The following is a 24,374-nucleotide window of genomic DNA, read 5'->3' as shown; positions in this document are numbered from 1 at the left end:
GTCCCGCCATGGATGGCGTCACCTCTTGTCTCTGCGCGCCAGATGGCGAGAAAGGCTTGAACTTCGGACGCAATCCTCCTGGCGAGCATTTTAGCGCGAGGAAGCGGAGGTTCCTAACGGAACTCCGTTTTTTTAAGCATGAGTCCGGCACTACTGATTCAGCGCGGCGAGTTCCAGAGAGCACCACCCTCACCTCGGCAACTGCTCCATGCGTTGCCCTACCTCGGGGATCCATCTCCTCGCCAACCCTCTCCCGCCAGCGGGAGAGGGAGAGAAGAGGGTCGCCCTGAAACTCAGGCAGCCGTCGTGCGATAAAACTCCACCGCGCGCCGCCGGCTGCCGACGCCGAACTTGGAGTAGATGTTGCGCAGGTGGTGCTTCACCGTGTTGATCGACACCTGCAGCGAAGCCGCGATCTCGCGGTCCATCATGCGCTGCGACAGGCAGTGCAGCACCTCGCGCTCGCGCGGCGTCAACGGCTCCATTATCGGCATCGCCGCGCCGCCCATGCGCGGAGCTTCCGCGCGCTGGCCCTGGGAAGAAATGTTCATGTCCATCATCAACGCCCCTTGAAGTTCGGCTTGCGCTTCTGCACGAAAGCCATCGCGCCTTCCATGAAATCCTGCGAGCGTCCGCAGTCGCGCTGCAGGTCGCTCTCCAGGTCCAGCTGCTTGCCCAGGTCGTTCTGCGCGGCGGCGTGGATCGCCTGCTTGATGCGCTCGATCGCCACGCCCGGACCTGCCGCGAAACGCTGCGCCATCGCCATCACGGCAGGCATCAGCTCTGCGTCGTCGACCACGTCCCAGATCAGGCCCCACTCCTTGGCGGTCTGCGCCGGGAGCTTGTCGCCGTTCAGGGCCAGGCCCATGGCGCGCTGCGGGCCGATGGCGCGCGGCAGGATCCAGGTGCCGCCGGCATCGGGGATCAGGCCGACGTTGACGAAGGCCTGCAGGAAATACGTGGAGCGTGCCGCCACCGTCAGGTCGGCCATCAGCGCCAGGTTGGCGCCGGCGCCGGCGGCGATGCCGTTGACCGCGGAGATGATCGGCTTGGGCAGCTCGCGCATCTTCAGGATCAGCGGGTTGTAGTAGCGATCCAGCACGTAGCCCAGGTCCAGGCGGCCCTGCAGGTCCAGCGGCGGCTTGTCGCCGGTGGCGGCGAGATCGGCGCCGGTGGAGAAGGCACGGCCTTCACCGGTCAGCACGATGACGCGCACCGCCTTGTCGGCGGCAGCGGCGTCGAAGGCCTGCCCCAGTTCCCCCATCAGGTCCATCGTCATGGCGTTGAGCGCCTTGGGACGGTTGAAGCGGATCACGGCGACGCCCTGGTCGACGGCGTACAGGATGTTCTGGAAATTCATGGAACTCCCCGGTTCCTGGATAACGGCGGACTGTGTCATCAGAGTTCCTCGCGACGCGGACGGTTGTGCAGCATGAAGCCCAGCACCCAGGCGGCGAGCACGCCGAAGGGCGGGCGCAGGAACACGCTGGCCTTGGTCAGCTTGCTCATGAACAGCACGGGCTTGAGATGGGAGAAGCGGTCGAACCCGGCCTGGCCGTGGTAGGCGCCGATGCCGCTGGCGCCGACACCGCCGAAAGGCAGGTTGTGCTGGATGGCGTGGTAGCCGCAGCCGTTGATGCTGACGCCGCCGGAAAGGGTGCGCCTGAGCACGCGCTCCACCTCGGCGCCGCGGTTGCTGAAGAAGTACAGCGCCAGCGGACGGTCACCGGCGTTGACGTGCGCGATCGCGCCGTCCAGCGACTTGTAGCCCAGTACCGGCAGCACCGGCCCGAAGATCTCCTCGCGGCACAGCGTGGTATCGGTGGGGCAATCCGACACCAGGGTCGGCGGGAATACGCGGTTGTCGGGGCTGAAGCTTTCGTTGGCCGGGTTGAAGGTCTCCACGGTCGCGCCGCGACCCTTGGCCTCCTCCACCCAGTCCGACAGGCGCGTCCAGTCGCTGCGGATCAGCACGCGGCCGTAGTCCTGGTTGTCCACCAGCTTCGGATAGAACCGGCGGATCGCCGCGCGCGCATGCTCCAGGAACTCCGGCACCGCAGCCTCTGGCACCAGGGCGTAGTCGCCGGTGACGCAGGTCTGGCCGGCGTTGAGGAACTTGGTCTGCACGATGGTCTCGGCGGCGACCTTGAGGTCGTAGCCTTCGCCGACGATGGCCGGGCACTTGCCGCCCAGCTCCAGCGTCACCGGCACCAGGTTCTCGGCGGCGTCGCGCATGATCAGCTTGCCGACGCGCGTGGAGCCGGTGAACACCAGGTGGTCGAAGGGCAGCTTGGAGAACTGCTTGGCCACGCTGCTGTCGCCGGTGACCACCGCCACCTGTTCCTCCGGATACAGCTCCGAGACGATCTGCCGCATCAGTTCGGTACTGTGCGGCGTCAGGCTCGAAGGCTTCATCATCACGTGGTTGCCGGCCGCGATCGCGCCCACCACCGGCGACAGCGTCGTCATCACCGGGTAGTTGTAGGCACCGATCACGCCGATCACGCCCAGCGGCTGCGGCATCAGCGCCGCGCGACTCGGCTGGAACTGCCAGTTGGCGGAGACGCGGCGCGTACGCATCCAGCGTTTCAGCCTGGCCTGCGCGTAGCGCAGGTCGTCGATCACCACGAACAGTTCCAGCATCGACTCCTGGCGCGCACGGCCGCCGAAGTCCGCGGCCATGGCATCGGCCAGGGCCAGGCGCCGGTCCATCAGCGCCTGCTCCAGCTTGTGCAGCATCTCGCGGCGCTCGGCCAGCGAGGAGGGTTCACCCCGTGCGCCGAATGCCGCACGCTGGCGCGCCAGCAGGCTCAGCAGCGCGTTGTCGTTCGCCGGAGCGGCGACCAGCCTTGCAAGGGTTTCAGCAGCAGCGGACATGGGACGATTCCTCCTCGTTGTGGCGCAGGCCCTTTCAGCCCTTGCTGGCGTAGAACAGCTCGCCGGACGCGCCGCGCGCCTTCAGCCACTCGGAAGGCTCGAAGCGCGGGCCCCAGGAGGCGGCCAGGCGCGAGCACTCGTCGGCGAAGGCCCTGGGGCCCTGCGTGTCGATGTAGGACAGCGTGCCGCCGGTCCAGGCCGGATAGCCGATGCCGAGGATCGAGCCGATGTCGGCGTCGATGGGGCTGGCGATCACGCCCTCCTCGAAGCAGCGCGCCGTCTCCAGCGCCATGATCGTCAGGAAGCGCGCCTTGATCTCGGACACGTCCGGCTGCTCGGCCTTCAGCGGGAAGGCGTCCTTCAGGCCCGGCCACAGCTTCTTGGCGCCACCCTCCGGGTAGTCGTAGAAGCCGGCGCCGAAGCGGCGGCCCGGGCGCTTGAGTTCGTCCACCATCTTGTCGACCACCGGGCGACCCAGCTTGCCGCGGTACTTCTCCGGCAGGTTGTCGGCTTCCTGCTGCCTGTAGATGCTCTGCTGCAGGAACATGGTGACTTCGTCGGACACGGCCAGGGGACCGACCGGGAAGCCGGCAAGCCGGGCGCCGTTGTCGATCAGCGCCGGCTCGATGCCGTCGAGCAGCATGCGCTGGCCTTCCGAGCAGAAGGTGCCGAACACGCGGCTGGTGTAGAAGCCCGGGTAGTCGCGCACCACGATCGGCGTCTTCCTGATCTGGCCGACGTAGTCCAGGGCCTTGGCCAGGGTCTCGTCGGAGGTCTGTTCGCCGAGGATGATCTCGACCAGCGGCATCTTCTCGACCGGCGAGAAGAAATGGATGCCGATGAACTGCGTCGGGCGCTTCGAGGCCTTGGCCAGGCCGGTGATCGGCAGCGTCGAGGTGTTGGAGCCGAAGGTCGCGGTCTCGGGGATCACGGCCTCGGTCCTGGCGGTGACGTCGGCCTTGATCTCGCGCTTCTCGAACACGGCCTCGACGATCAGGTCGCAGCCTTCCAGGTCGGCGTAGTCGGCGGTGGCCTTGATGCGGCCCAGGATCGCGTCGATCTTGTCCTGCGTCGTCTTGCCCTTGGCGAGGTCCTTGGCCTGCAGCGCTTTGATCCCGGCCAGGCCCTTCTCGGCCTGCTCCAGGGTGGAGTCGAGCAGCACCACCTGCATGCCGGCCTTGGCGCTGACATGCGCCACGCCCGCGCCCATCATGCCGGCGCCGAGCACGCCGAGCTTCTGCACCTTGGACTTCGGCACGCCCTTGGGGCGGCTGGCGAGCTTGTCGGCGGCGCCCTTGTTGATGAACATCGTGCGGATCAGGTTGCGCGCCACGGCACCGGACAGCAGCTTGCCGAAGTACTTGCTCTCGATGCGCAGGCCGGTGTCGATCGACACCTGGGTGCCCTCGAACACGCAGGACATGATGGCGTTGGGCGCCGGGTAGTTGCCGTGGGTGTTGGCCGAGGTCAGCGCGTTGCCGGCGACGAAAGTCTGGCTGGCGTGCGCGGCCATGGGGCCGGCGCCGCCGGGGATGCGGAAGTTCTTCTTGTCCCAGGGCTGTTCGGCACTGGGCGTGGCCAGCAGCCACTCGCGGGCCTTCTCCAGCAGCTGGTCCGGCGCGGCGACGGCGTGGACGATGCCGAGCTTCAGCGCTTCGGCCGGCTGCACCTGCTTGCCCTGCAGCAGCAACGGCAGCGAGTTGGGGATGCCGATCAGGCGCGGCAGGCGCTGGGTGCCGCCGGCACCCGGCAGCAGGCCGACGCTGACTTCCGGCAGGCCGATGACGGTCTTGGGATCGTCGCCCAGAACGCGGTAGTGGCAAGCCAGGCACAGCTCCAGGCCGCCGCCCAGGGCCAGGCCGTTGATCGCGGCGGCGAAGGGCTTGCCGCAGGTTTCCATGCGGCGGAACAGGGCCGACAGCTCGTGGGAGGACTTGGAGCCTTCGAGCGCGTCGATGCCCTTGTCGAAGGCGGTGACCAGGTCCTTGAGGTCGGCGCCGGCGACGAAGGCGCCGGGCTTGCCGGAGGTGATGATGGCGCCCTTGATGGCGGCGTCGGTGGCGATGCGCTCCACGGCCTGCGCCAGCTCGGCGGTCAGTTCCGGGGTGATGACGTTCATCGGGCGCTCGGGCACGTCGATGGTGAGGACGGCGAAGCCGTTGCGGTCGATGTCGAATTTCAGCGAAGTGGTCATTTCAGGAATTCCGTAAGTCTGGGGGCGCTTCAGATGCGCTCGATGATGGCGGCGTTGCCCATGCCGGCGCCGACGCAAAGCGTGGCCAGGGCGGTGGACTTGCCGCTGCGCTCCAGCTCGTCGAGCACGGTGCCGACGATCATGGCGCCGGTGGCCCCCAGCGGGTGGCCCATGGCGATGGCGCCGCCGTTGACGTTGACGCGCTCATGCGGGATGTCGAGCGCGCGCATGAAGCGCATCGCCACCGAGGCGAAGGCCTCGTTGATCTCGAACAGGTCGATATCCTTCACATCCATGCCGGCGAGCTTCAGCGCCTTGAGCGATACGGCGGCCGGGCCGGTCAGCATGATGCAGGGCTCGGAGCCGATGGCGGCGAAGCTGCGGATGCGCGCGCGCGGCTTGAGTCCGGCCTTCTCGCCGAATTCCTTGCTGCCGATCAGGATGCCGCAGGCGCCGTCGACGATGCCGCTGGAATTGCCGCCGGTGTGGACGTGGTTGATCGCCTCCACCTGCGGATAGCGCTGCATGGCCACGGCGTTGAAGCCGGCCTGCTGGCCCAGCATCTCGAACGAGGCCTTGAGTTTGCCCAGGTCGGCCACCGTGGTGCCGGGGCGGATGTGCTCGTCGCGGTCCAGCACGATCTGGCCGATGACGTCGCGCACCGGCAGGATCGACCTGGCGAACCGGCCTTCCTTCCAGGCCTGCGCCGCACGGCGCTGGCTCTCGACGGCGAAGCCATCCACGTCCTCACGCGAGTAGCCGTCGATGGTCGCGATCAGGTCGGCACCGATGCCCTGCGGCACGAAGTTGACGCGCGGCGCGAAGGACGGGTCGGTCGGCCAGGAGCCGCCGTCGGAGCCCATCGCCACGCGCGACATCGACTCCACGCCGCCGCCGATGACCGCCGGCGCCATGCCGGACATCACGCGCGCCGCCGCCAGGCTCACGGCTTCCAGGCCCGAGCCGCAGAAGCGGTTGACCTGCACGCCGGACACGGTCTCGGCGTAGCCGGCGTTGAGCGCCATCGAACGCGGCAGCACCGCACCCTGCTCGCTCACCGGCGAGACGATGCCCATGATCACGTCGTCCACCAGCGAGGTGTCGAGCCTGCTGCGATCGCGCAGGGCCTGCAGCACCTGGGTGCCCAGCTGCAGCGGAGTGATTTCGTGCAGCGCGCCATCGGCGCGGCCCTTGCCGCGGGGGGTGCGGACGTGGTCGTAGATGAAGGCTTCGGTCATGGTGTTCTCTGGTTAAGAAATGGAAATCTTGAAGTTGTCCCCTCTCCCGCTGGCGGGAGAGGGTGGCCGGAGGCCGGGAGAGGGCTTCTGTGAATCTCTCGAGCGTTACAGCAACCCTCTCCTCGGCAATTGCTCCATGCATTGCCCTACCTCGGGCATCCATGCCCTCGCCTGCCCCTCTCCCGCAAGCGGGAGAGGGAATGGATCGGCTAACGCGGCGCCATGCGGATGGCGCCATCCAGGCGGATGCACTCGCCGTTGAGCATGGTGTTCTCCACGATCTGCACGGCCAGCTGCGCGAACTCGTGTGGGCGGCCCAGGCGCGGCGGGAACGGCACCGACTTGTTCAGCGAATCCAGTGCTTCCGGCGACAGGCCGGCGAGGATCGGCGTCTCGAAGATGCCGGGAGCGATGGTCATCACGCGGATGCCGATGCGCGCGAACTCGCGCGCCAGCGGCAGCGTCATGCCGACCACGCCGGCCTTGGAGGCGGAGTACGCCGGCTGGCCGATCTGGCCGTCGAAGGCCGCGACCGAGGCGGTGTTGATGATCACGCCGCGCTCGCCCTCGGCATCGGGCACCTGCAGGCTCATGGCATGCGCGGCCAGGCGGATGACGTTGAAGCTGCCCAGCAGGTTGACGTTGATGATGCGCGCGAAACGGTCCAGCGCCAGCGGGCCTTCCTTGCCCAGCGCCTTCTCGGCGGCGCCAATGCCGGCACAGTTGACCGCGCCATGCAGGCCGCCCAGCTCGGCGATGGCCAGGGCCACGGCCTGCTGCACGTCGGCCTCGCTGGCGACATCGACGTGGGCATAGCGCGCGCCGGCGCCCAGTTCCTGCGCCAGCGCGGCACCGAGCTTGTCGTTGAGATCGGCGATCACCACCTTGCCGCCGCGCGCCACCAGGGCGCGCGCGGTGGCGGCACCCAGACCGGATGCACCACCGGTGACAAGGAAGACACGATTTTCCACTTGCATCCAAAGCTCCCCAATAAGAAGACGCCGGCGAGCCGCGGGATCGCGGCAGGCCGGCCTGTGTTCGCATGACCCGAATGCTGCCGCCCGTCGCCATCCCCCGGGAATGAGCAGAAGGGACAAACAGTTAATGATTGCGGCCAGATGACGACCTCGAATCCGGGCTCCCGGGCGCCATCTCCGAGGGAAAAGTCGTAGAAATGACGTTTTCGGCCAACTGACTGATAATTGCGGCCAAGACACCCTCAGGATCGTCCCGGAGCCCTCCATGTCCGTCGTCGACGTACGCCGTCCGGTCATCAGCGCGCAGCTGCTCACGCGGCTCGGCGCCGAGCGCGGCCTGCCGGTGGAAGACTGCCTGCGCGATACCGGCATCGACGCCGCGACGCTGTCCAACCCGGCCACCGAGATCACCGCCGAGCAGGAACTGCAGCTGATCCGCAACCTGCTGCGCGGCCTGGGGCCGGTGGCGAGCCAGGGCCTGGGACTGGATGCCGGCCTGCGCTATCACCTGTCCGCCTACGGCATCTGGGGTTTCGCCCTGCTCAGCAGCCCCACCTTCCGCAGCGCCGCCGAGATCGCGGTGCGCTACCTGGACCTGAGCTACGCCTTCGCGCGCTATCGCCTGGAGAACGTCGGCAAGGACCTGCTGATCATCCTGGACGACAGCAACGTGCCGGACGACGTGCGGCAGTTCCTGGTGGAGCGCGACTTCACCGCCTGGGCCAATGCCGCCTGGGAAATGCGCCCCGGCGGTTTCCCCGGGCGTGCCGCACAGTTCCGCTTCCCGCGCCCCGACTACGCCTGGCGCTTCGACCGCATCTGCGGCGTGCGCCCCAGCTTCGACGCGCCGCTCAACGCCATCCAGATCGCCGCCAAGGACCTGGACACGCCCTTGCCGCAGGCCAACCCGATGATGGCGCGCATGTGCGAGGAACAGTGCCGCCAGCTGCTGGCCAAGCGCCGTGTGCGCTCAGGACTTGCCGGCCAGATCCGTGACCGCCTGCTGCGCAACCCCGGCGAGATGCCCTCGCTGGAAGCGGTGTCCGAGGAACTGCACATGGCCTCGCGCAGCCTGCGCCGCCGGCTCGACGAGGAAGGCACCACCTTCCGCGCCCTGGTCGACGAAGTGCGCCAGGCGCTGGCCGAGGAACTGCTGCTCTCCGCACACATGAAGCTGGCCGAGATCGCCAGCCGCCTGGGCTACACCGAGCCCGCCGCCTTCATCAGCGCCTTCAAGCGCTGGAAGGGCATGTCGCCGACCGCTTACCGGCAGTCGAAGCGGCCGGGGGCGGAAGTAGCGGGCGTGGAGTAACGGAGCCGCTGTTGTGGGAGCGACGCAAGTCGCGATCTTTTCCCAGCCCAGAGATCGCGACTTGCGTCGCTCCTACGAAAGACTTCAGCTGTTTTTACCCGAAGGTCGCCTCGACCACCCGGCGCACCTCGGCCTTGGCCCCACCGCGCAGCAGCCCGCCGTGCGCGGCGATCAGGTGATCGAAGTCCAGCTCCAGCAGCTTCTCGAAATCGCCGCGCAGGCTGCCGCCTTTGGGCGTCACACGCTTGCGCCAGGGCGGGCCGATCAGCAGGCCGATATGGAAGCCCAGCATTCGCAGCACCAGCTTCGTCGGCAGCGTGCAGTAGCTCCAGTCGACGTGATTCTGCAAAGCGTCCGTGGTGATCAGCAGGCCGTGATCGCGCAGCAGCAGGGCCGCTTCCGGACACGTCGCCGTGGCGAACACGAAGAACTGCGCATTGCGCAGCGGCGGTGCCGTGGCCGCGGTGATGGCATGGCGCGGCTCCGGCAGCTTGTAGGTCTCCTGCCCCGGCTGGCACCAGAACTCGGCACCGTAGCGGTCGATGTAGAAGGCGTCGTCCATGCCGTGGAAATCGCCCAGGCGCAGCACGTGGCGCACGCGGCCCAGCTGCTCCAGGCGCGCCAGCTCGGTGTCCTGCAGGCGCACCGGGTTGACCAGCGTCAGTTCGCCCTTCTGCGCCAGGATCAGCATGTTGCGGTTCATGCTCAGCCCAGGGCCGACACGGACGCTGCCGTGCACCCACCAGACACCGGGAAACAGCTCGCGAATGGGATCGTGGGGAGATGCGGCGGGATATTGCTTGGCAATCACGCGAGTCGCTCCGGCAGGGGCCGGTGAAACTGTAGCGGACAATGGTGCCGCCGTGGGCCTCAGATACCCCACTTCTCCATCAGGCCCACCAGCTCGCGCCGCAGCCAGAACGGCTGGTGGCGCAGGCCTTCGATCGCGAGACGGTTCATCAGGCCGTTGACGCGCAAGGCCCTGCCCGCCATGCAGGCCTCGTAGGACTCGCGCGCCACCTGCTGCGGCGTCAGGTTGGGCACCAGCGGCAGGGTCATGGGCTTGCGGCCTTCCGGCGCGATCATCGCGGTCTCGGTGAAACCCGGGCAGACCGCCGTCACGGTGACGCCGCGGCCGCGCGTCTCCAGCGCCAGCGCCTCGCTCCAGGACATCAGGTAGGCCTTGCTGGCGGCATAGGTCGCCAATGAGGGCACCGGGTTGAAGGCCGAGGTGGAGGCGATGTTGAGGATGCGCCCCGCCCGGCGCTCCAGCATGGGCTTCAGGAACAGATGCGCCAGCGCGGTGGGCGCGGCGATGTTCACCTGGACCAGGCCCAGGTGATTTTCGAGTGCGATGGAGTCGAACTCGCCTTCCCACAGCACGCCGGCGTTGTTGACCAGGATGCCCACCGACAGCCCGCGGCGGACGGTTTCGTCGTAGAGCTGCTGCGGCGCCTGTGGCTGCGACAGGTCGGCCGCGATCCACTCGCAGGCAACGCCGCGGCGCTCACGCAGGTCGGCGGCGATCTCCTTGAGCTTGCCGGCGGAACGCGCCACCAGCACCAGCGGATGGCCGTTGGCGGCGAATTCCTCGGCCAATGCGAGGCCTATACCGGCGGAGGCGCCCGTGATCAGGACCGTCTCCTTGCTCATGCCGCCTTCTCCGCGCCGATACCCAGCACACGCTCCAGTTCCTCCAGCGCCTCGCCGGTATAGACGGCGATCTTCTGCATGCTGGGCAGGCTGTCGCGGCAGCCGGTGAAGCCGAGGTTGAAGCGTCCGCCGTAGCTGACCACGGAGATATTGAGCGCCTGGCCGTTGAACAGCAGCGAGATCGGGTAGATCTGTTCCAGCCGCGCCCCGTTGAGGTACAGCGTCTCGGCCGGCCCCGGCACGTTGGAGATGATCAGGTTGTACATCGGCCGCGTGTAGCCGCCCAGGCCCAGGCTCACCTGCAGCATCTGCGGCGTCATCAGCATCATCGTGTAGTGATTGATCGCCGCCTTGGGCAGTTGCAGCAGCGGCTGCTTGGCCGCCTGCGCCGAAGCATGGCAGGCCATCAGCCGCTCGCGCGGATCGGCGATCTCGGTATGCAGCTGCGCCAGGATGAAACTGATGGCGTTACCCACGGACTCGTCGCCGGCCGGGCGCACCGACACCGGCATGCCGGCGGTGAGCGAGGCCTCCGGCAGCTGCCCCAGTTCCCCGAGATAACGCCGCAGCGAGCCCGAGCACAGCGCCATGAACACGTCGTTGAGCGTGACGCCGGCGGCGCGGGCCACGCGCTTGATGCGGTCCAGTTCGTAGTTCTGCGTGGCGAAGCGGCGCTTTCCATGGATGCGGCCGTTGAAAGGCGTCATCGGCGCCACGAAGGGCCGCGCGGTTTCGTCGAGGTGCTCCACTGCAGGTTTGGCCACCAGGGTCTTCACCGCCGGCACCAGCGCATCCATCTGCTCTCGCAGGATCTGCCGCAGTGGCGGTGCCTTGGGCCGCTCGCGGCGGGCGTCACCCTTGCGCCCTTCCCAGGGTGGCGCGCAGTTGCGCGCATCCGGATCGGGCGACATGGTGCCCTGGATCAGGCGCGCGCCGCCGACGCCATCCACCTGCGAGTGGTGCATCTTGGTGTAGAGCGCGAAGCGGCGGTTCTCCAGCCCCTCGATCAGGTGCACTTCCCACAGTGGGCGGCGGCGATCCAGCGGGTAGGAATGCAGGCGCGAGACCAGCGTACCCAGCTCACGCTCGCCGCCCGGCTGCGGCAGCGCGGAGTGGCGGAAGTGGTAGTCCAGGTCGATCTGCTCCGCCGTCAGCTCCTCCCAGGCCGGCAGCACGCGCCGCAGCGCGCCACGCTGCAGGCGGTAGTTGAACGGCGGCGCAAAGATGCGCGTGGCGCGGAAGCGCGCCGCCAGTTGCAGCAGAAAATCCGAAGGCGCATCCGGCGGCAGCGAGAAGATCGCCAGGCAGCCGATGTGCGTCGGCATCTCGCTCTTCTCCATGTACAGCCATGCAGCGTCGTTCGGCTTGATCAGTGTCGCCATCCCGCTCTCTCCCTGAGTTCGCCGCCATGGTGAAGGGCGGCTCAGGGGCAACCAATGGGAGGCGCGGCCAGTGGATTGATAGATTGGGACAGGTGGAGGAGGCGCACAGACAGAAGCGACTTTGGATCGCCGATCGAATTGGCCAATCGTTTAACGCCCGAAACCGACTCCTCTTCCGAAGTCTTGGTGAGCAAGGCGAATGCTTTTGATGTTCCGGGTTCCCTCGTAGCGGCGCCCGCACAGGGGTCGGGCGCAGGGGTCGAGCCGGACAGGAGGTCCGGCCGAGGACACGCAGGCCATGGATGGCCTGTGTGTCCGACCCCTCGGCGACCGACCACTGGGCGGGGAACCCCGCTTCAGCGGGGCGCCGATACAAGGGTACGTTTTCTCTTGGTTACTTCTCTTTGACGTATATCAAAGAGAAGTAACTCGCCCTTGGGCGAAATAAACCTCCAGAGGACAACAGACCCTGACCGGCGTAGTCGCCGGCACCACCAGCTGTGCGCGTCCCTCGATACACCGCTACGCGGCACTCGGGATGAACGGTTCGGTGAGAATCGAACGGAGTCGCGAGCAAGCTCGCTCCTACAATCACGGCAAAGGGTTAGATACCCGAACTTCTGTCAGCAAGGAGAAAGGGACAAGCGGTGACGCCATCCATGGCCGGGCGCGCGACGGGATGATCTGCCATTTAGGGCAGATCACTTTTTCCCGTCGCGCCCAAACCGCTGCAACAGCACCGGCACCACCGCCTTCGGCACCAGCTTCTCCACCGGCGCACCCAGGCCCGCAAGTTCGCGCACCAGCGAGGACGACAGGTGGGCGTATTCCGGCGACGGCGCCAGCATCACGGTGTCGAGGTTGGCGTAGAGATCGCGGTTCATCACCGCCATCTGCTTTTCGTACTCCACGTCGGCCACCGTGCGCACGCCGCGCACCAGCACGGTGACACCGTTCTCGCGGGCGAAGTCCACCACCAGGCCGCTGAAGCTCTTGACCTCGACGTTGGGCAGGTCGCGCACCACCTCGCGGATCAGCGCGACGCGCTCGTCGGGGCTGAACTTGGGATTCTTGGCGATGTTGTAGCCGACCGCCACGATCAGCTTCGGGAACATCTTCGAAGCACGCGTGATGATGTCGGAATGACCCAGCGTGATGGGGTCGAAGGTGCCGCTGTAAGCCGCAGTGACGGGCATGCGTTTCTCGGGTGGAGACGTCGCCGTACGGACGACGGGTTTACTTGGGGGGATGCTGGTAGCGCGCCAGGCCGAAGCATACCTGACCGGCCTGTTTTTCCTTCAGCAGTTCGTAGCCCGGCGGCAGTACCGGCGGCTTGCCGTCGGGCCATTCCAGGTAGATGCGGTTCTGGTCCTGCACCAGCACGCGCGGCAGTTCCTGCAGGGCGCGATCCAGCAGCGGGCTGGCATAGGGCGGATCGAGGAACACCACGTGGTAGCGGTGCCAGCTCTGGTCGAGGAAATACACCGCGTCCATGCCGGTGACGTCCCAGCGCGTGGAGGGCGCCTTGAAGTGCAGCAGCGCGGCCTTGATCAGCGTGGCCTGGCGGTTGCCATTCTCGACGAAGGTGCAATGCGCGGCGCCGCGCGACAAGGCCTCCATGCCCATCGCGCCACTGCCGGCGAACAGATCCAGGCAGCGCGTGCCCTGGATGGTCGGCGCCAGCCAGTCGAACACCGTCTGGCGCACGCGGTCGGGGGTCGGGCGGGCGCCGCTGTCACCGTCGAACTCGACGATGCGGCTACCCCACTCCCCACCGATGATCCGCAATTTCCCTGGAGGCCGTTTCGCCATGGCTGCCAATTAAACAAGAACCGGCAGTCCGGTCAACCGCCTTCAGTCGGACAGCAGGCCGTAGCGCTTGCGCAGGCGGGCATGGCGATGCTTGAACACGCGGCTGGCCAGGGCGGCGGGAAGCGTGGCGCCCAGCGGCAGGCGCGGCTGGAATTCCAGCTCGTCGCTGACGATGCAGCCCTTGCCGCTTTCGATCACGCGGCGGCGATGGATCCACACGCGCTGCACCCAGGACGTGGAGCGCTCGTCGAAGCCATTGGCATGCAGCGTCTCGAAGGCCAGGGAGTGCCGGTCCACCGGCAGCAGGCCGCCTAGCAGCAGCCAGCTGTGGAACAGCGTCTGGCCGACCGGGGCTTGCTGCAGGTCGAAGTTCTCCGCCTCGCGCGGATAGCTCATGCGCAACAGCGGCATCAGTTCGGCGTTGACGCCGCGCATGGTCAGCGCCTCGGCCAGCACATCCTGCGCCGGCGCGGCGAGGCGGCTTTCGAAGCGCAGCCGGATCATCCCTGCGTGCCACCGACGGTGAGGCCGTCGATCTTCAGGGTCGGCTGGCCGACGCCCACCGGCACGCTCTGGCCATCCTTGCCGCAGATGCCGACGCCGCTGTCGAGCTTGAGATCATGCCCGACCATGCTGACGCGGTTCAGCGCCTCGGGGCCATTGCCGATCAGCGTGGCCCCCTTGACCGGGCGGGTGATGCGACCGTCCTCGATCAGGTAGGCCTCGTTGGCCGAGAACACGAAGTTGCCGGAGGTGATGTCGACCTGGCCACCGCCGAAATTGACGGCATAGATGCCCTTCTTGACCGAAGCGACGATCTCCTGCGGATCGTGCGGGCCGGGCAGCATGTAGGTGTTGGTCATGCGCGGCATCGGCAGCGCGGCATAGGATTCGCGGCGGCCGTTGCCGGTGGGTCGCACGCCCATCAGGCGCGCATTGAGCTTGTCCTGGATGTAGCCGCGCAGGATGCCGTTCTCGATCAGCGTGGTGCACTGCGTCTGCGTGCCCTCGTCGTCGATGCTCAGCGAGCCGCGGCGGTTGAGCAGGGTGCCGTCGTCGACGATGGTGCACAGCGGTGACGCCACCTGCTGGCCGATGCGGCCGGAGAAGGCCGAGGTGCCCTTGCGGTTGAAGTCGCCCTCCAGGCCGTGGCCGACCGCCTCGTGCAACAGCACGCCGGGCCAGCCGGGGCCGAGTACCACGGTCATGGTGCCGGCCGGCGCCGGCACCGCGTCGAGCTGCACCAGCGCCTGGCGCACGGCCTGCAGCGCCAGCTGCTCGGGCTGCTCGCCGCCGAGGAAGTCGGAGATGCTGCCGCGGCCACCGCTGCCGGCATGGGCCTGCTCGCGCTTGCCGCCCTGCTCGACGATGACACTGACGTCCATGCGCACCAGCGGGCGCACGTCGCCGGCCAGGGTGCCGTCGGTGGCCGCGATCAGCACGGTCTCGAAGTTCACCGCGAGGTTGACGTTGACCTGCTGCACGCGGTTGTCGGCGGCGCGCGCGGCGGCATCGGCGCGGTGCAGCAGCGCCAGCTTCTCCGGCGTGGCCATCGACTGGATCGGGTTGGCCGCGGGATACAGCGGCTTGGGCAGCACGCCGCGGCTGAAGGCCTGCACCGCGCCCTGCTGGCCCTGTCGCACGATCGCACCGGCGGCGCCGGCGGCATCGCTCAGGGCCTCCAGGCGCAGTTCGTCGGAGTAGGCCAGGCCCTGCTTGTCGCCGGCGACGGCGCGCACGCCCACGCCCTGCTCGACGTGGTGCGAGCCGCTCTTGATGATGCCGTCCTCCAGCGACCAGGCCTCGGTCAGCGAATGCTGGAAGTACAGGTCCGCCTCCTCGATGCCCGGCTTCATCAGGCCGTCGAGCAGGTGCATCAGCGCGGAGTCGTCGAGGCCGGTGGGTTCCAGCAGGGTCTGGCGTGCGACAGCGATGGGTGTATTCGTCATGGTTTCATGGTCTCACGCCAGCCGGCGGTGCGACAGCACCGGAAAATCCTGCCGCAGCTTCGCCTGCGCGGCACGGTCGGGCCGCGCCAGCACCACGCCGCTGCCGTCGTCCTGGCAGGCCAGCACCTCGCCCCAGGGGCCGACGATCATGCTGTGGCCCCAGGTACGGCGGCCGCCGGCATGCTCACCCCACTGGTTGGGCGCCACGACGTAGCACTGGTTCTCGATGGCGCGGGCGCGCAGCAGCGTCTCCCAGTGCGCCTCGCCGGTCCTGGCGGTGAAGGCCGAGGGCACGCAGAGGATGTCGGCGCCGGCGGTGGCCAGCAGGCGATACAGCTCGGGAAAGCGCAGGTCGTAGCACACCGACAGGCCGACATTGCCGACCGCGGTGGCGGCGACCACGGTGTTCGGCTCGCCGGGGCGGATGCTGCGCGACTCGCGGTAGCTCTCGCCGCCCGGCACTTCCACGTCAAACAGGTGGATCTTGTCGTAGCGCGAGGCCAGCGTGCCGTCGGCGGCATAGACCAGGCTGGCGGCCAGCACGCGCTCGGGGTCTTCCGGCACCGCCTGCGGGATGGTGCCGGCCACCACCCACAGGCGCAGCTCGCGCGAGATCGCCGACAGGAAGGCCTGGATCGGCCCCTTGCCCGGCAGTTCCGCATGCGCCAGCTTGTCGCGCTCGCGCGCGCCCATGAAGGCGAAGTTCTCCGGCAGTACCGCCAGCCAGGCGCCCTGCCGCGCGGCCTCGCGCAGCATCTGCTCGGCCACCGCGAGGTTCTCCGACAGCCGGTCGGAGCTGTTCATCTGGATTGCCGCGATCGCCGGGTTCATGTGCTCTCCGTCCTAGGGACTCTTAGCGCCAGAAACAACAATTGGTCCGCAAATGAACGCAAATAAACGCGAATGGATCAACAAGAAACGCCACCCTCTGGCTGCACCAGGAGGCGCGCCACCGTAGCGGCAGCAACGCATGCTTTTATTTGCGTTCTTTGCGTTCATTTGCGGACTGCTGATTTTTTAGGCTAGCAGGTCCTAGTTTCCGGAACCGCGCTCCACGCGCGGGTTGTCCCAGTTGCCGGTCACGCGGTAGCTCAGCTGCGTCACCTGCTCGATCGGCTTGTCCAGCACCTGCTGCGCCACCAGCACCAGCGCGCCGACCGCGGGACCGGCCAGCAGGGCCGCGCCCAGGGTGACGCCGGAAGACACGTCCGGGTAGACCTTGATCGCCTGGTCGAGATCGCGTGCCGCCAGGCCGATGCGGCCACGGATTTCCATGCGCAGCGAGGTGCTGCGGATTTCCATGTCGCTGGTGCGCGCCTGGCCCTCGCCGAGCTGGAAGCTGCCGCTGAGCTTGTCGAAGCCCAGGCCCGAGCTGACCACGTCGCGGAAATCCAGCAGCAGGCGCCGCGGAATGGCGTAGAGATTGAGCAGGCCGAGCACGCGCCCGGCGCCCGGCTCCACTGCCTTGAGCGCGCCGTTCTCCACGTCCAGCCGGATGCGGCCGCTGGCCTGCTGCCAGTCCAGCCGTGGCGCGGCGGTCCAGCCCAGCTCGCCGGTGAAGCGGCTGGACTTGGCACTGAGTGTCGGGTTGTAACCCAGCGCCTGCAGCACCGCCGCAACCTCCGGGCTGGCCAGCTCGAACTTCAGCGTGGCGGTCGAGCCCGAGGCATTGCGCTGCCAGCTGCCGCTGGCGTCCAGGCTGAGCTTGCCGCCGGAGATCGACATCAGGTCGAGCCGCTGGCCGTCGCTGATGCGCGAGCTGCGCATCTGCAGGCGACCCAGCTCCAGGTCTGCCGCCTGCAGGCGCTGGACGTCGAAGTCGAGCAGCGGCCACTGCCGCGGATCGCGTGGGCTGGGTTCCGCCTGCGCGCCGCTGGCGATGGCGGGCGGCGGGCGCACCTGCAGGCTCAGGCGCTTGAGCCGCGCGCTGAGTGCGCCGGCACCCGCCTGGGCGTAGCGCAGCTCGCCCTCGACGCCGTCGCCGCCCAATTCGGCACGCCAGCCCTCGGGGGTCGGCGTCCAGCGCATGCGCGCCGCCCCGACGATGGCGTCGTCGAACAGCCAGCGGCTGACATTGAGATCGACCTCGCGCAGCGCCAGGCCCTCCATTCCCCCCGCCTTGCCCCCGGCGCTTGCGCCAGGGCCGGGCGCGGAAAGCACCGCCCCCCAGAGGCCTACCTCCAGCTCCGGCAGGTCGCCGCTGACGACCATGCCGCGACCCTCGGCGGGCGGCGGCATGCCGCCGCCCAGCCTGAGCTGCGCGGCGCGCGGCTTCACCGCCTGGCCTTCGCGGGCATAGGCGACATCGACGCCCAGGCGCTGGCCGTAGTCGAGCTTGATGCGCAGCGGCGCGGTCGCGTCGGAGCCCAGGCTCAGGCGGATCGGCGAGGTTTCCGCCGCCAGCTTGCCCAGCGGCGGCGGCAGCTGCACGGCGGTACCGCGCAGGTCGCTGTTCAGCACCAGTGCGGCGTCGGCGGCATCCAGCGGCAGCTCGGCGCGCCAGCGCGACTCGCCGCTGAGGCGTCCGCGGACGATGTCCGGGATGAAGTCGCTGACGCCGCCGGAAGCCTTCGGCGCAAACGGGAACTCCACCACCACCACGCCCGCGGTCTTCGGGCGCGGCTCGATGCGTGCATCCAGCACCAGGTCGCTGAAGCGCGCGTCCAGGTGCGGCGACTGCAGGCCGTGGCCGGTGAAGCTGAGCTCGCCGCGAATGTCATCGACCGGCTGCTCCAGGCCCTCGTAGAACAGCTGCACGCCGTCCAGGCCGACCGTGCCGGAGACCTGGGTGTCGTCGACCTTGTGCAGCGGGATGTCCAGATGCACGCCGACCCGCGCCGGGCCGGAGGCGCGGGTGCGGTTGATCAATCCGGCGAGGTTGTGGCGCAGCGGCGAGTTGCGCAGGAAGTCGTAGAAGCGTGCGGTCTCGCCGGCCACCGAACCGTCCACCTGCAGCAGGCTGTCGTGGAAGTCGGCGATCACGGCACGCGCCTGGTCTACCTGGTTGCCGGAGATCTTCGCCGAATCGGCACGGACTTCCAGGCCATTGCCGCGGAACGCCAGATGGGCGTCGACGTCGGTCAGCGCCGGCCAGTCGGGGGCATAGGCGAGGCGGGCGCCGCTGACGTCGATGTCCAGCTTCCATTCGCCATCGTTCTTCCTGGTGAAGGGGAAGTCCGGCAGGGCGCCGCGGATCAACAGGTCGGCGCGCGGCACCCGCCCGGCCTGGATCGCGCGCTGCAGCCACTCGCGGGTGTGCTCGCCCCAGTGCAGCGGCATCCAGGGCTTCAGCGCGGTGGCGTCGTCGGCGCTGAAGCGCGCCGCCAGGTCCATCACCGGCGCCGCGGCCTCGTCCTGCGGCAGCTGCAGCTCCAGGCGGCCACTGCCCTTGCTGCCCGCCAGACGCCAGGCGAAGTCGGGCGCGCGCAGGGTCCAGCCCGCGGCCGTGCGCTGCCACTGCAGTTCCGCCGACAGCGCATCGAAAGGCAACGGCGCCGCGAACAGCCGCGGCAGGCGCAGCTCCACCGGCGTGCCGGCCAGCTTCAGGCGGCCTTCGGCCTCGGTGGTGCTGAACTGGCCATTGAGCTTGCGCAGGCCCAGGGCGGGATCGGCGGCCAGGGCGATGTCGCGGAAGTCCGAGCGCAGCGAATAGTGCAGGCCGTCGCCGGCCTTGCGCAGGCGCAGCACCAGGCCATCGAGCTCGCCGCCGAGGCCAGCGGCGCGGCGCAGTTCCGGCGGCGCGGCGCGCAGGTAGGCCAGCCAGGGCGTCAGGCGGCCCAGCTGCAGGTCGTCGACGTCGGCGTCCAGTTCGTAGCCTTCATCGGCCAGCCGGCGGTAACGCAGGCCGCCGCGCAGCAGCGGCAGGTCGTCCTGCTCGAAGTGGTCGATGTCCAGGCGCCAGCCGGCGCCGTCGGCAGCAACCGTGACCTCGGCATCCAGCTCCTTGCCCTGCCAGGCGCGCCCGGCGCGGGCGACGACGAAGGCATCGCTCTCGGCACGCAGCTGCATCTTCTGCAGGCGGCCCTGGCCGAGTTCACCCTCGGCGTGCAGGCCCAGTTCCGTCGCCTGCACCTGGGCACCCGGCAGCAGCCAGTTGCGCAGCCAGGCCTGCGGCGCCAGGCGCAGCATCTCGGCGCTGAAATCGCCGCTCCAGCTGCGCGGGTCGGCGATGTCGCCGTCGATGCTGGCAGCCAGATCCACGCGCTCGCCGTAGGCCGGCGGCAGCTTGATGTCGGCCTCGGCGTCGAAACCGGAACGGGTACGGTCGATCTCGCCGTCGACCAGGGTGAACTCCAGCGGGCTGCGGCCCAGGCCGGCGTGGGTGAACCGCACCTCGCAGTTGCGCAGGCGCACGCGCTGGAAGCGGCGCAGCTCCTTGAGCAGGCGATCGTTCTTCGGAAAGGCCTCGCCGCCCAGGGCATCGAAGCCGGCGACGCTGAGACGGCCCTCCTCGTCGATGTCCGCGGCCAGGCTCAGGCCATTGAGCTCGATGCGGGTGGGCATCAGCTCGCCCAGCAGCAGGCGCGTGCTGGAGAACCCCAGGCTGACGCGGTCGGCGGTCAGCGCCTCGCTGCCGTCCTCGTCGTAGAGCGTGATGTCGGTGAGATCCAGCCGCGGGTAGACACCACGCCAGACCAGGCCGATGCCGCCGATATCCACCGGACGGTCGGCGACGCGCGTCACCCAGGCGGAGATTTCCTCGCGGTAGCTGGGCAGCGCCAGCACGGCCAGCTGGAACACGCCGCTGATGGCCGCGGCAAAGATCACCGTGCCGGCGAACAGGGTCACTGCCCAGGTCCAATAGCGGCGCCTTACCCGTTCCATCAGGAGACTGCGTCAGACATCAAGCTGGGCTGGTGAACACCGCGGGGCGGAGGGGGACGACGGAGAAATGTGACTTTTTATTTACAAAACATGCGGAACACGAACAAAAAATATCCCCGCGAGCGCATATTGTAGAGCATGCACCCCGCAGCAAACGACGGAAAAACAGCTCTTTGCAGCCGCCCGGCGGCCGTGGCGCCGCGTTACAGCGGCACCACGTCGAAGCTTTCCTGGCCGTAGGCGGATTCGGACTGCAGGCGTATGGGACGGTTGAGACTGGCTTCGAGTTCCGCCAGGCCCAGCGATTCCTCGCCGATCAGGCGCTGGATCACGTCCGGCGCCGCCAGCACCAGGAAACCCTTGGCCTCGAACTGCCGCGCCGCGCGCTGCACCTCGCGCGCGATCTCGTGGCACACGGTCTCCACCGTCTTGACCGTGCCGCGGCCCTCGCAGGTCGGACAGGGCTCGCAGAGGATGTGGCCCAGCGAGTCGCGCGTGCGCTTGCGTGTCATCTCCACCAGGCCCAGCGGCGAGAACGGATAGACCTGGGTACGGGCATGGTCGCCGAGCAGGGCCCGCTCCAGCGCGCGCAGCACCTGGGCGCGGTGGTCGTCGGACCTCATGTCGATGAAGTCCAGGATGATGATGCCGCCGAGATTGCGCAGCCGCAGCTGGCGCGCGATCGCCTGCGCCGCCTCGAGGTTGGTCTTCAGGACCGTCTCCTCCAGGTTGCGGTGGCCGGTATAGGCGCCGGTATTGACGTCGACCGTGGTCATCGCCTCGGTCTGGTCGATGACGATGTGGCCGCCGGACTTGAGCTCGACGCGCCGGTCCAGCGCGCGGCTGATGTCGTCCTCGGCGCCATAGAGATCGAAGATCGGCGCCTTGCCCTGGTACAGCTCGATCTTGGGCGCCGCATGCGGCACGAAGATCTGCGCGAACTGCTGCACGCGGTGGAACTCGGCGACGTTGTCGATGCGGATGCGCTCGACGTCGGTGCCCATCAGGTCGCGCAGGATGCGCATCGACAGCGGCAGGTCGCCATGCACCATGGTGCCGGCCTTGGCGGTCAGCGACAGCTCGCTGATGGAGGCCCAGAGGCGCAGCAGGAAGCGCAGGTCGTCGGCCAGTGCCCCGGCCTCGGCGTTCTCCGCCGCGGTGCGGGCGATCACGCCGAAGTTGGGCGCCAGCTCCTTCTGCGCCTGGTCGAGGATGCCCTTCAGGCGCTGCCGCTCCGACTCCGACTCGATGCGCGCCGAGACACCGACATTGCGCTCGTGCGGCAGCAGCACCAGGTAGCGCGAGGGCACGGACAGCAGCTTCGTGAGGCGTGCCCCTTTGCTGCCGATGGGGTCCTTGACCACCTGCACCAGCACCTGCTGTCCCTCGAGGACCAGCTGGGTGATCGGCGGCAGTTCCGCCGCATGACCGTTGCCGCCGGTGGAAGGCAGCATGTCGGCCACGTGCAGGAAGGCGGTGCGCTCCAGGCCGATCTCGACGAAGGCCGCCTGCATGCCGGGCAGCACGCGCTGCACCACGCCCTTGTAGATGTTGCCGGTGAGGCCATGGCGCGAGGCGCGCTGCATGTGCACTTCCTGCGTGGCGCCACCCTCGACCAGGGCGACGCGGGTTTCCTGCTGGCCGATGTTGACCAGGATCTCGGTGCTCACGGAGTCACCGTCCCGGTGCCGATGCCGAAGGCGCCCAGCAGTTCCACCGTCTCGTACAGCGGCAGCCCCACCACCCCGCTGTAGCTGCCCTGGATCTCGCGCACGAACTGCGCGCCCAGGCCCTGGATGCCGTAGCCACCGGCCTTGTCCGCCGGCTCGCCGCTGTCCCAGTAGGCCGCGGCGGCGCTGGGTGACACCGCGCCGAAGCGCACGCGCGTCACCGACAGCGCGGTTGCCACGCGCGCGCCCTGCACCACCGCCACCGCCGAATAGACCTCGTGCTCGCGCTCCGCCAGGGCCGCCAGCATCTCCAGCGCGTGCGCGCGGTCGCGCGGCTTGCCGAGGATGCGGCCGTCCAGCACCACGTCGGTGTCGGCGCCCAGCACCGGCAGCGGCAGCGGCGCCTGCGCCTGCGCGGCCAGCGCCTTGTCGCGCGCCATGCGCAGCGCGTAGTCGGCAGGAGCTTCGGCGGCGCCGGGCTGTTCGGGAATGTCAGCCGGCAACACCTCGAAATCGAGGCCCAGCTGCCGCAGCAGTTCCTGGCGCCGGGGTGAACGGGAAGCAAGATAAAAGTCGGTCATGGGCGCGATTCTGCCCCGCCGGCCCGGGAAAAGCTCCCGCCTCCGACGAAATGAACGTAACCGACGATGGTAGGAGTGAGCTTGTGACCGAAGGAAATCCCCGTGGGACTCGCGACCTGGTCGTTCAGTTCACCCACCTTGTCGCCAGCAGACTGTAGGGTGCGCACCGCGCACGCGGAGCAAGCCTCGCCAGAAGCAATGGTGCGCGATGCGCACCCTACGGAACGCTCAGGCCCGGTGATACGGGTGATTGCCGAGCAGGGTCCAGGCCCGATAGAGCTGCTCGGCCACCATCACCCGCACCATGCTGTGCGGCAGCGTCAGGCGCGACAGCGACCAGCGGCGGTCGGCGCGCTGCAGCACCTCCGGCGCGTGGCCGTCGGGGCCGCCGATCAGCAGGCAGGTGTCGCGGCCGGAGCCCAGCCAGGCCTTCATGTCGCGCGACCATTCCTTGCTCGACAGGGCTTCGCCGTTCTCGTCCAGCGCGATCACCGCCGAGTCGCGCGGGATCGCCTTGAGGATCTTCTCGCCCTCGGCCTGCTTGAGGCGGGCGATGTCGGCGTTCTTGCCGCGCTCGGCCACGGCAATCTCGACCAGCTGGATGCGGCATTCGCGCGGCATGCGGCCGGCGTAGTCCTCGTAGGCGGTCTCCACCCAGCCGGGCATGCGCGTGCCGACCGCGATCAGGTGGATCTTCACCGCCGGCGCCGCCGCGGATCAGCGCTTGGCGGGCTTGCGCGCCGGGGCTTTCTTCGCCACCGCGCCGGTCTTCTTCGCGGCCGGCTTCTTTGCTGCGGCCTTCTTCGCCGGGGCGGACTTCTTCACGGCGGCCTTCTTTGCCGGGGCCTTCTTCGCGGCGGGCTTCTTCGCCGCCGGCTTGGCTGCTGTCTTGGGCTTGGCCGCGGCCTTCTTCTTCGGCTTGGCTTCCGCGGGCTCTTCCGGCGGAGCGATGTCCCAGAGCTTTTCCAGCTGGTAGTGGATGCGCGCCTGCGCCTGCATCACGTGCACCACCACGCTGCCCAGGTCCACCAGCACCCAGTCGCTGCCGTCCGCGCCTTCCAGGCCCAGCGGGCGGTGGCCGGACGCACGCGCCTCGTCGGCGACGTTGTCGGCCAGCGATTTGACGTGGCGGGTGGAGGTGCCGGTGCAGACGATCATCCAGTCCGTCACCGTGGTGAGGTGGGCGACATCGAGAACCTTGATGTCGAAGCCCTTGAGATCCTCGAGGGCATTCTTGGCGATCTGCACGAGCTTAGTGGGTTTTGGCATCGTCATCCTGTGTCAGCGCCGCGGTATCGGCGGCGGTAAGCGAATTGAGTATGGCATCGGGCACCAGGCCCCGCAGCGACTGCCCCAGCTTGAGCAGGCGCCGGATGCGCGTGGAGGAAATATCCAGCACCGGCACGTCCAGGCGCAACCAGCGGCCGGCCACGGACTGGTGCAGCAGGGCCGCATCGTCGGTCTCGCGGCCCGCCAGCACCGACAGCGTTTCCGGTGGCGGCTCCAGCGGCACATCGGCGCGAGCGATCACCACCAGGTGCGCCAGCTCCAGCAGCTGCGGCCAGCGGTTCCAGCAATGCAGGTGGGCAAAGGCATCGGCACCCATCAGCAGCACCAGCGGCGTATCCGGGTTTTCGGCGCGCAGCCCGGCCAGGGTATCGACGGTGTAGGAGGCACCGCCGCGGCGGATTTCGCAGTCGTCGGCGACCAGTCCGTGCTCGCGGCGCAGGCCCAGGCGCAGCCATTCCAGGCGCCGCTGCGGCGACACCCGCGAGGCCGGGCGATGTGCCGGGAAGGCGGTGGGCACCAGGCGCACCTGCTCCAGGCCCAGGCGCTCGCGCGCCTCGATCGCCAGGCGCAGGTGGCCATGGTGGAAGGGCGCGAAAGCGCCGCCGAAGATGCCGA

21 protein-coding genes are annotated in these 24,374 nt (G+C 68.5%); 1 reads left to right on the top strand and 20 read right to left on the bottom strand.

All coding sequences use genetic code 11. The features are described from left to right. Positions 1-293: 293 nt before the first annotated feature. The 6 genes from D0B54_RS06105 to D0B54_RS06080 all read right to left on the bottom strand — a co-directional run bounded on the left by D0B54_RS06105 (position 294) and on the right by D0B54_RS06080 (position 7,286). Entirely contained in the window at positions 294-551 is a 258-nt protein-coding gene (locus D0B54_RS06105) for a helix-turn-helix domain-containing protein (RefSeq protein WP_162932240.1), read from the bottom strand. Between the two features lie 8 nt (positions 552-559). Next, positions 560-1,360: an enoyl-CoA hydratase-related protein gene (locus D0B54_RS06100; protein WP_117290181.1), complete on the bottom strand. Its 801-nt coding sequence runs from the start codon at positions 1,358-1,360 to the stop codon at positions 560-562. Positions 1,361-1,398: 38 nt separating this feature from the next. Beyond that, positions 1,399-2,877 carry a coniferyl aldehyde dehydrogenase gene (locus tag D0B54_RS06095; protein ID WP_117290179.1) on the bottom strand — a complete coding sequence of 493 codons (1,479 nt, stop codon included), beginning with the start codon at positions 2,875-2,877 and terminating at the stop codon, positions 1,399-1,401. Between the two features lie 34 nt (positions 2,878-2,911). Beyond that, entirely contained in the window at positions 2,912-5,071 is a 2,160-nt protein-coding gene (locus D0B54_RS06090) for a 3-hydroxyacyl-CoA dehydrogenase NAD-binding domain-containing protein (RefSeq protein WP_117290177.1), read from the bottom strand. Positions 5,072-5,100: 29 nt separating this feature from the next. After that, positions 5,101-6,309, bottom strand: a complete 1,209-nt coding sequence (locus tag D0B54_RS06085; RefSeq protein ID WP_117290175.1) for an acetyl-CoA C-acetyltransferase — start codon at positions 6,307-6,309, stop codon at positions 5,101-5,103. Between the two features lie 209 nt (positions 6,310-6,518). Next, positions 6,519-7,286 carry a 3-hydroxyacyl-CoA dehydrogenase gene (locus tag D0B54_RS06080; protein ID WP_117290172.1) on the bottom strand — a complete coding sequence of 256 codons (768 nt, stop codon included), beginning with the start codon at positions 7,284-7,286 and terminating at the stop codon, positions 6,519-6,521. A 265-nt stretch (positions 7,287-7,551) separates the two neighbouring features. Between D0B54_RS06080 and D0B54_RS06075 the strand changes: the two genes are divergently transcribed. Then, positions 7,552-8,598 carry an AraC family transcriptional regulator gene (locus D0B54_RS06075; protein WP_117290170.1) on the top strand — a complete coding sequence of 349 codons (1,047 nt, stop codon included), beginning with the start codon at positions 7,552-7,554 and terminating at the stop codon, positions 8,596-8,598. A 94-nt stretch (positions 8,599-8,692) separates the two neighbouring features. Here D0B54_RS06075 and D0B54_RS06070 read toward each other — a convergent pair whose 3' ends face one another. The 14 genes from D0B54_RS06070 to nadD all read right to left on the bottom strand — a co-directional run bounded on the left by D0B54_RS06070 (position 8,693) and on the right by nadD (position 24,369). Then, entirely contained in the window at positions 8,693-9,409 is a 717-nt protein-coding gene (locus D0B54_RS06070; RefSeq protein ID WP_205527287.1) for a hypothetical protein, read from the bottom strand. 59 nt (positions 9,410-9,468) lie between these two features. After that, positions 9,469-10,251: an SDR family NAD(P)-dependent oxidoreductase gene (locus D0B54_RS06065; RefSeq protein ID WP_117290168.1), complete on the bottom strand. Its 783-nt coding sequence runs from the start codon at positions 10,249-10,251 to the stop codon at positions 9,469-9,471. Next, complete coding sequence (locus D0B54_RS06060; protein ID WP_117290166.1) at positions 10,248-11,633, bottom strand: WS/DGAT/MGAT family O-acyltransferase; 1,386 nt, start codon at positions 11,631-11,633, stop codon at positions 10,248-10,250. Before D0B54_RS06060 ends, D0B54_RS06065 begins: the two co-directional genes overlap by 4 nt. A gap of 701 nt (positions 11,634-12,334) precedes the next feature. Further along, positions 12,335-12,829 carry a pantetheine-phosphate adenylyltransferase gene (coaD, locus tag D0B54_RS06055; protein WP_117290164.1) on the bottom strand — a complete coding sequence of 165 codons (495 nt, stop codon included), beginning with the start codon at positions 12,827-12,829 and terminating at the stop codon, positions 12,335-12,337. 40 nt (positions 12,830-12,869) lie between these two features. Beyond that, on the bottom strand, positions 12,870-13,445 hold the full coding sequence (rsmD, locus tag D0B54_RS06050) for a 16S rRNA (guanine(966)-N(2))-methyltransferase RsmD (protein WP_117290162.1): 576 nt from the start codon (positions 13,443-13,445) through the stop codon (positions 12,870-12,872). A gap of 42 nt (positions 13,446-13,487) precedes the next feature. Then, a complete protein-coding gene (locus D0B54_RS06045) occupies positions 13,488-13,949 on the bottom strand; it encodes a hypothetical protein (protein WP_117290160.1) in 462 nt (153 codons plus the stop codon). Then, positions 13,946-15,394 (bottom strand): metalloprotease TldD, encoded by a 1,449-nt coding sequence (gene tldD, locus D0B54_RS06040; protein ID WP_117290158.1) that lies wholly within the window; start codon positions 15,392-15,394, stop codon positions 13,946-13,948. Before tldD ends, D0B54_RS06045 begins: the two co-directional genes overlap by 4 nt. A 12-nt stretch (positions 15,395-15,406) precedes the next feature. After that, complete coding sequence (locus D0B54_RS06035) at positions 15,407-16,225, bottom strand: carbon-nitrogen hydrolase family protein (protein ID WP_117290156.1); 819 nt, start codon at positions 16,223-16,225, stop codon at positions 15,407-15,409. 201 nt (positions 16,226-16,426) lie between these two features. Further along, entirely contained in the window at positions 16,427-20,218 is a 3,792-nt protein-coding gene (locus tag D0B54_RS06030; RefSeq protein ID WP_117290154.1) for a YhdP family protein, read from the bottom strand. 203 nt (positions 20,219-20,421) lie between these two features. Further along, on the bottom strand, positions 20,422-21,888 hold the full coding sequence (gene rng / locus D0B54_RS06025) for a ribonuclease G (RefSeq protein ID WP_117290152.1): 1,467 nt from the start codon (positions 21,886-21,888) through the stop codon (positions 20,422-20,424). Beyond that, positions 21,885-22,469: a Maf family protein gene (locus D0B54_RS06020; RefSeq protein WP_117290150.1), complete on the bottom strand. Its 585-nt coding sequence runs from the start codon at positions 22,467-22,469 to the stop codon at positions 21,885-21,887. Before D0B54_RS06020 ends, rng begins: the two co-directional genes overlap by 4 nt. A 228-nt stretch (positions 22,470-22,697) precedes the next feature. Beyond that, the gene (gene rlmH, locus D0B54_RS06015; protein ID WP_117290149.1) at positions 22,698-23,168 is read right to left on the bottom strand and encodes a 23S rRNA (pseudouridine(1915)-N(3))-methyltransferase RlmH; all 471 of its coding nucleotides are present in this window, start codon (positions 23,166-23,168) and stop codon (positions 22,698-22,700) included. A gap of 18 nt (positions 23,169-23,186) precedes the next feature. After that, the gene (gene rsfS / locus D0B54_RS25150) at positions 23,187-23,738 is read right to left on the bottom strand and encodes a ribosome silencing factor (protein ID WP_205527286.1); all 552 of its coding nucleotides are present in this window, start codon (positions 23,736-23,738) and stop codon (positions 23,187-23,189) included. Continuing rightward, positions 23,722-24,369: a nicotinate-nucleotide adenylyltransferase gene (nadD, locus tag D0B54_RS06005; protein ID WP_240433617.1), complete on the bottom strand. Its 648-nt coding sequence runs from the start codon at positions 24,367-24,369 to the stop codon at positions 23,722-23,724. The genes rsfS and nadD overlap by 17 nt, the downstream gene beginning before the upstream one ends. Positions 24,370-24,374: the final 5 nt, after the last annotated feature.

The organism is Solimonas sp. K1W22B-7 (assembly GCF_003428335.1).
Classification (GTDB): domain Bacteria; phylum Pseudomonadota; class Gammaproteobacteria; order Nevskiales; family Nevskiaceae; genus Solimonas_A.
Note: the sequence above shows the minus strand (reverse complement) of the source record. Positions and strands in the feature narration are given on the sequence as shown.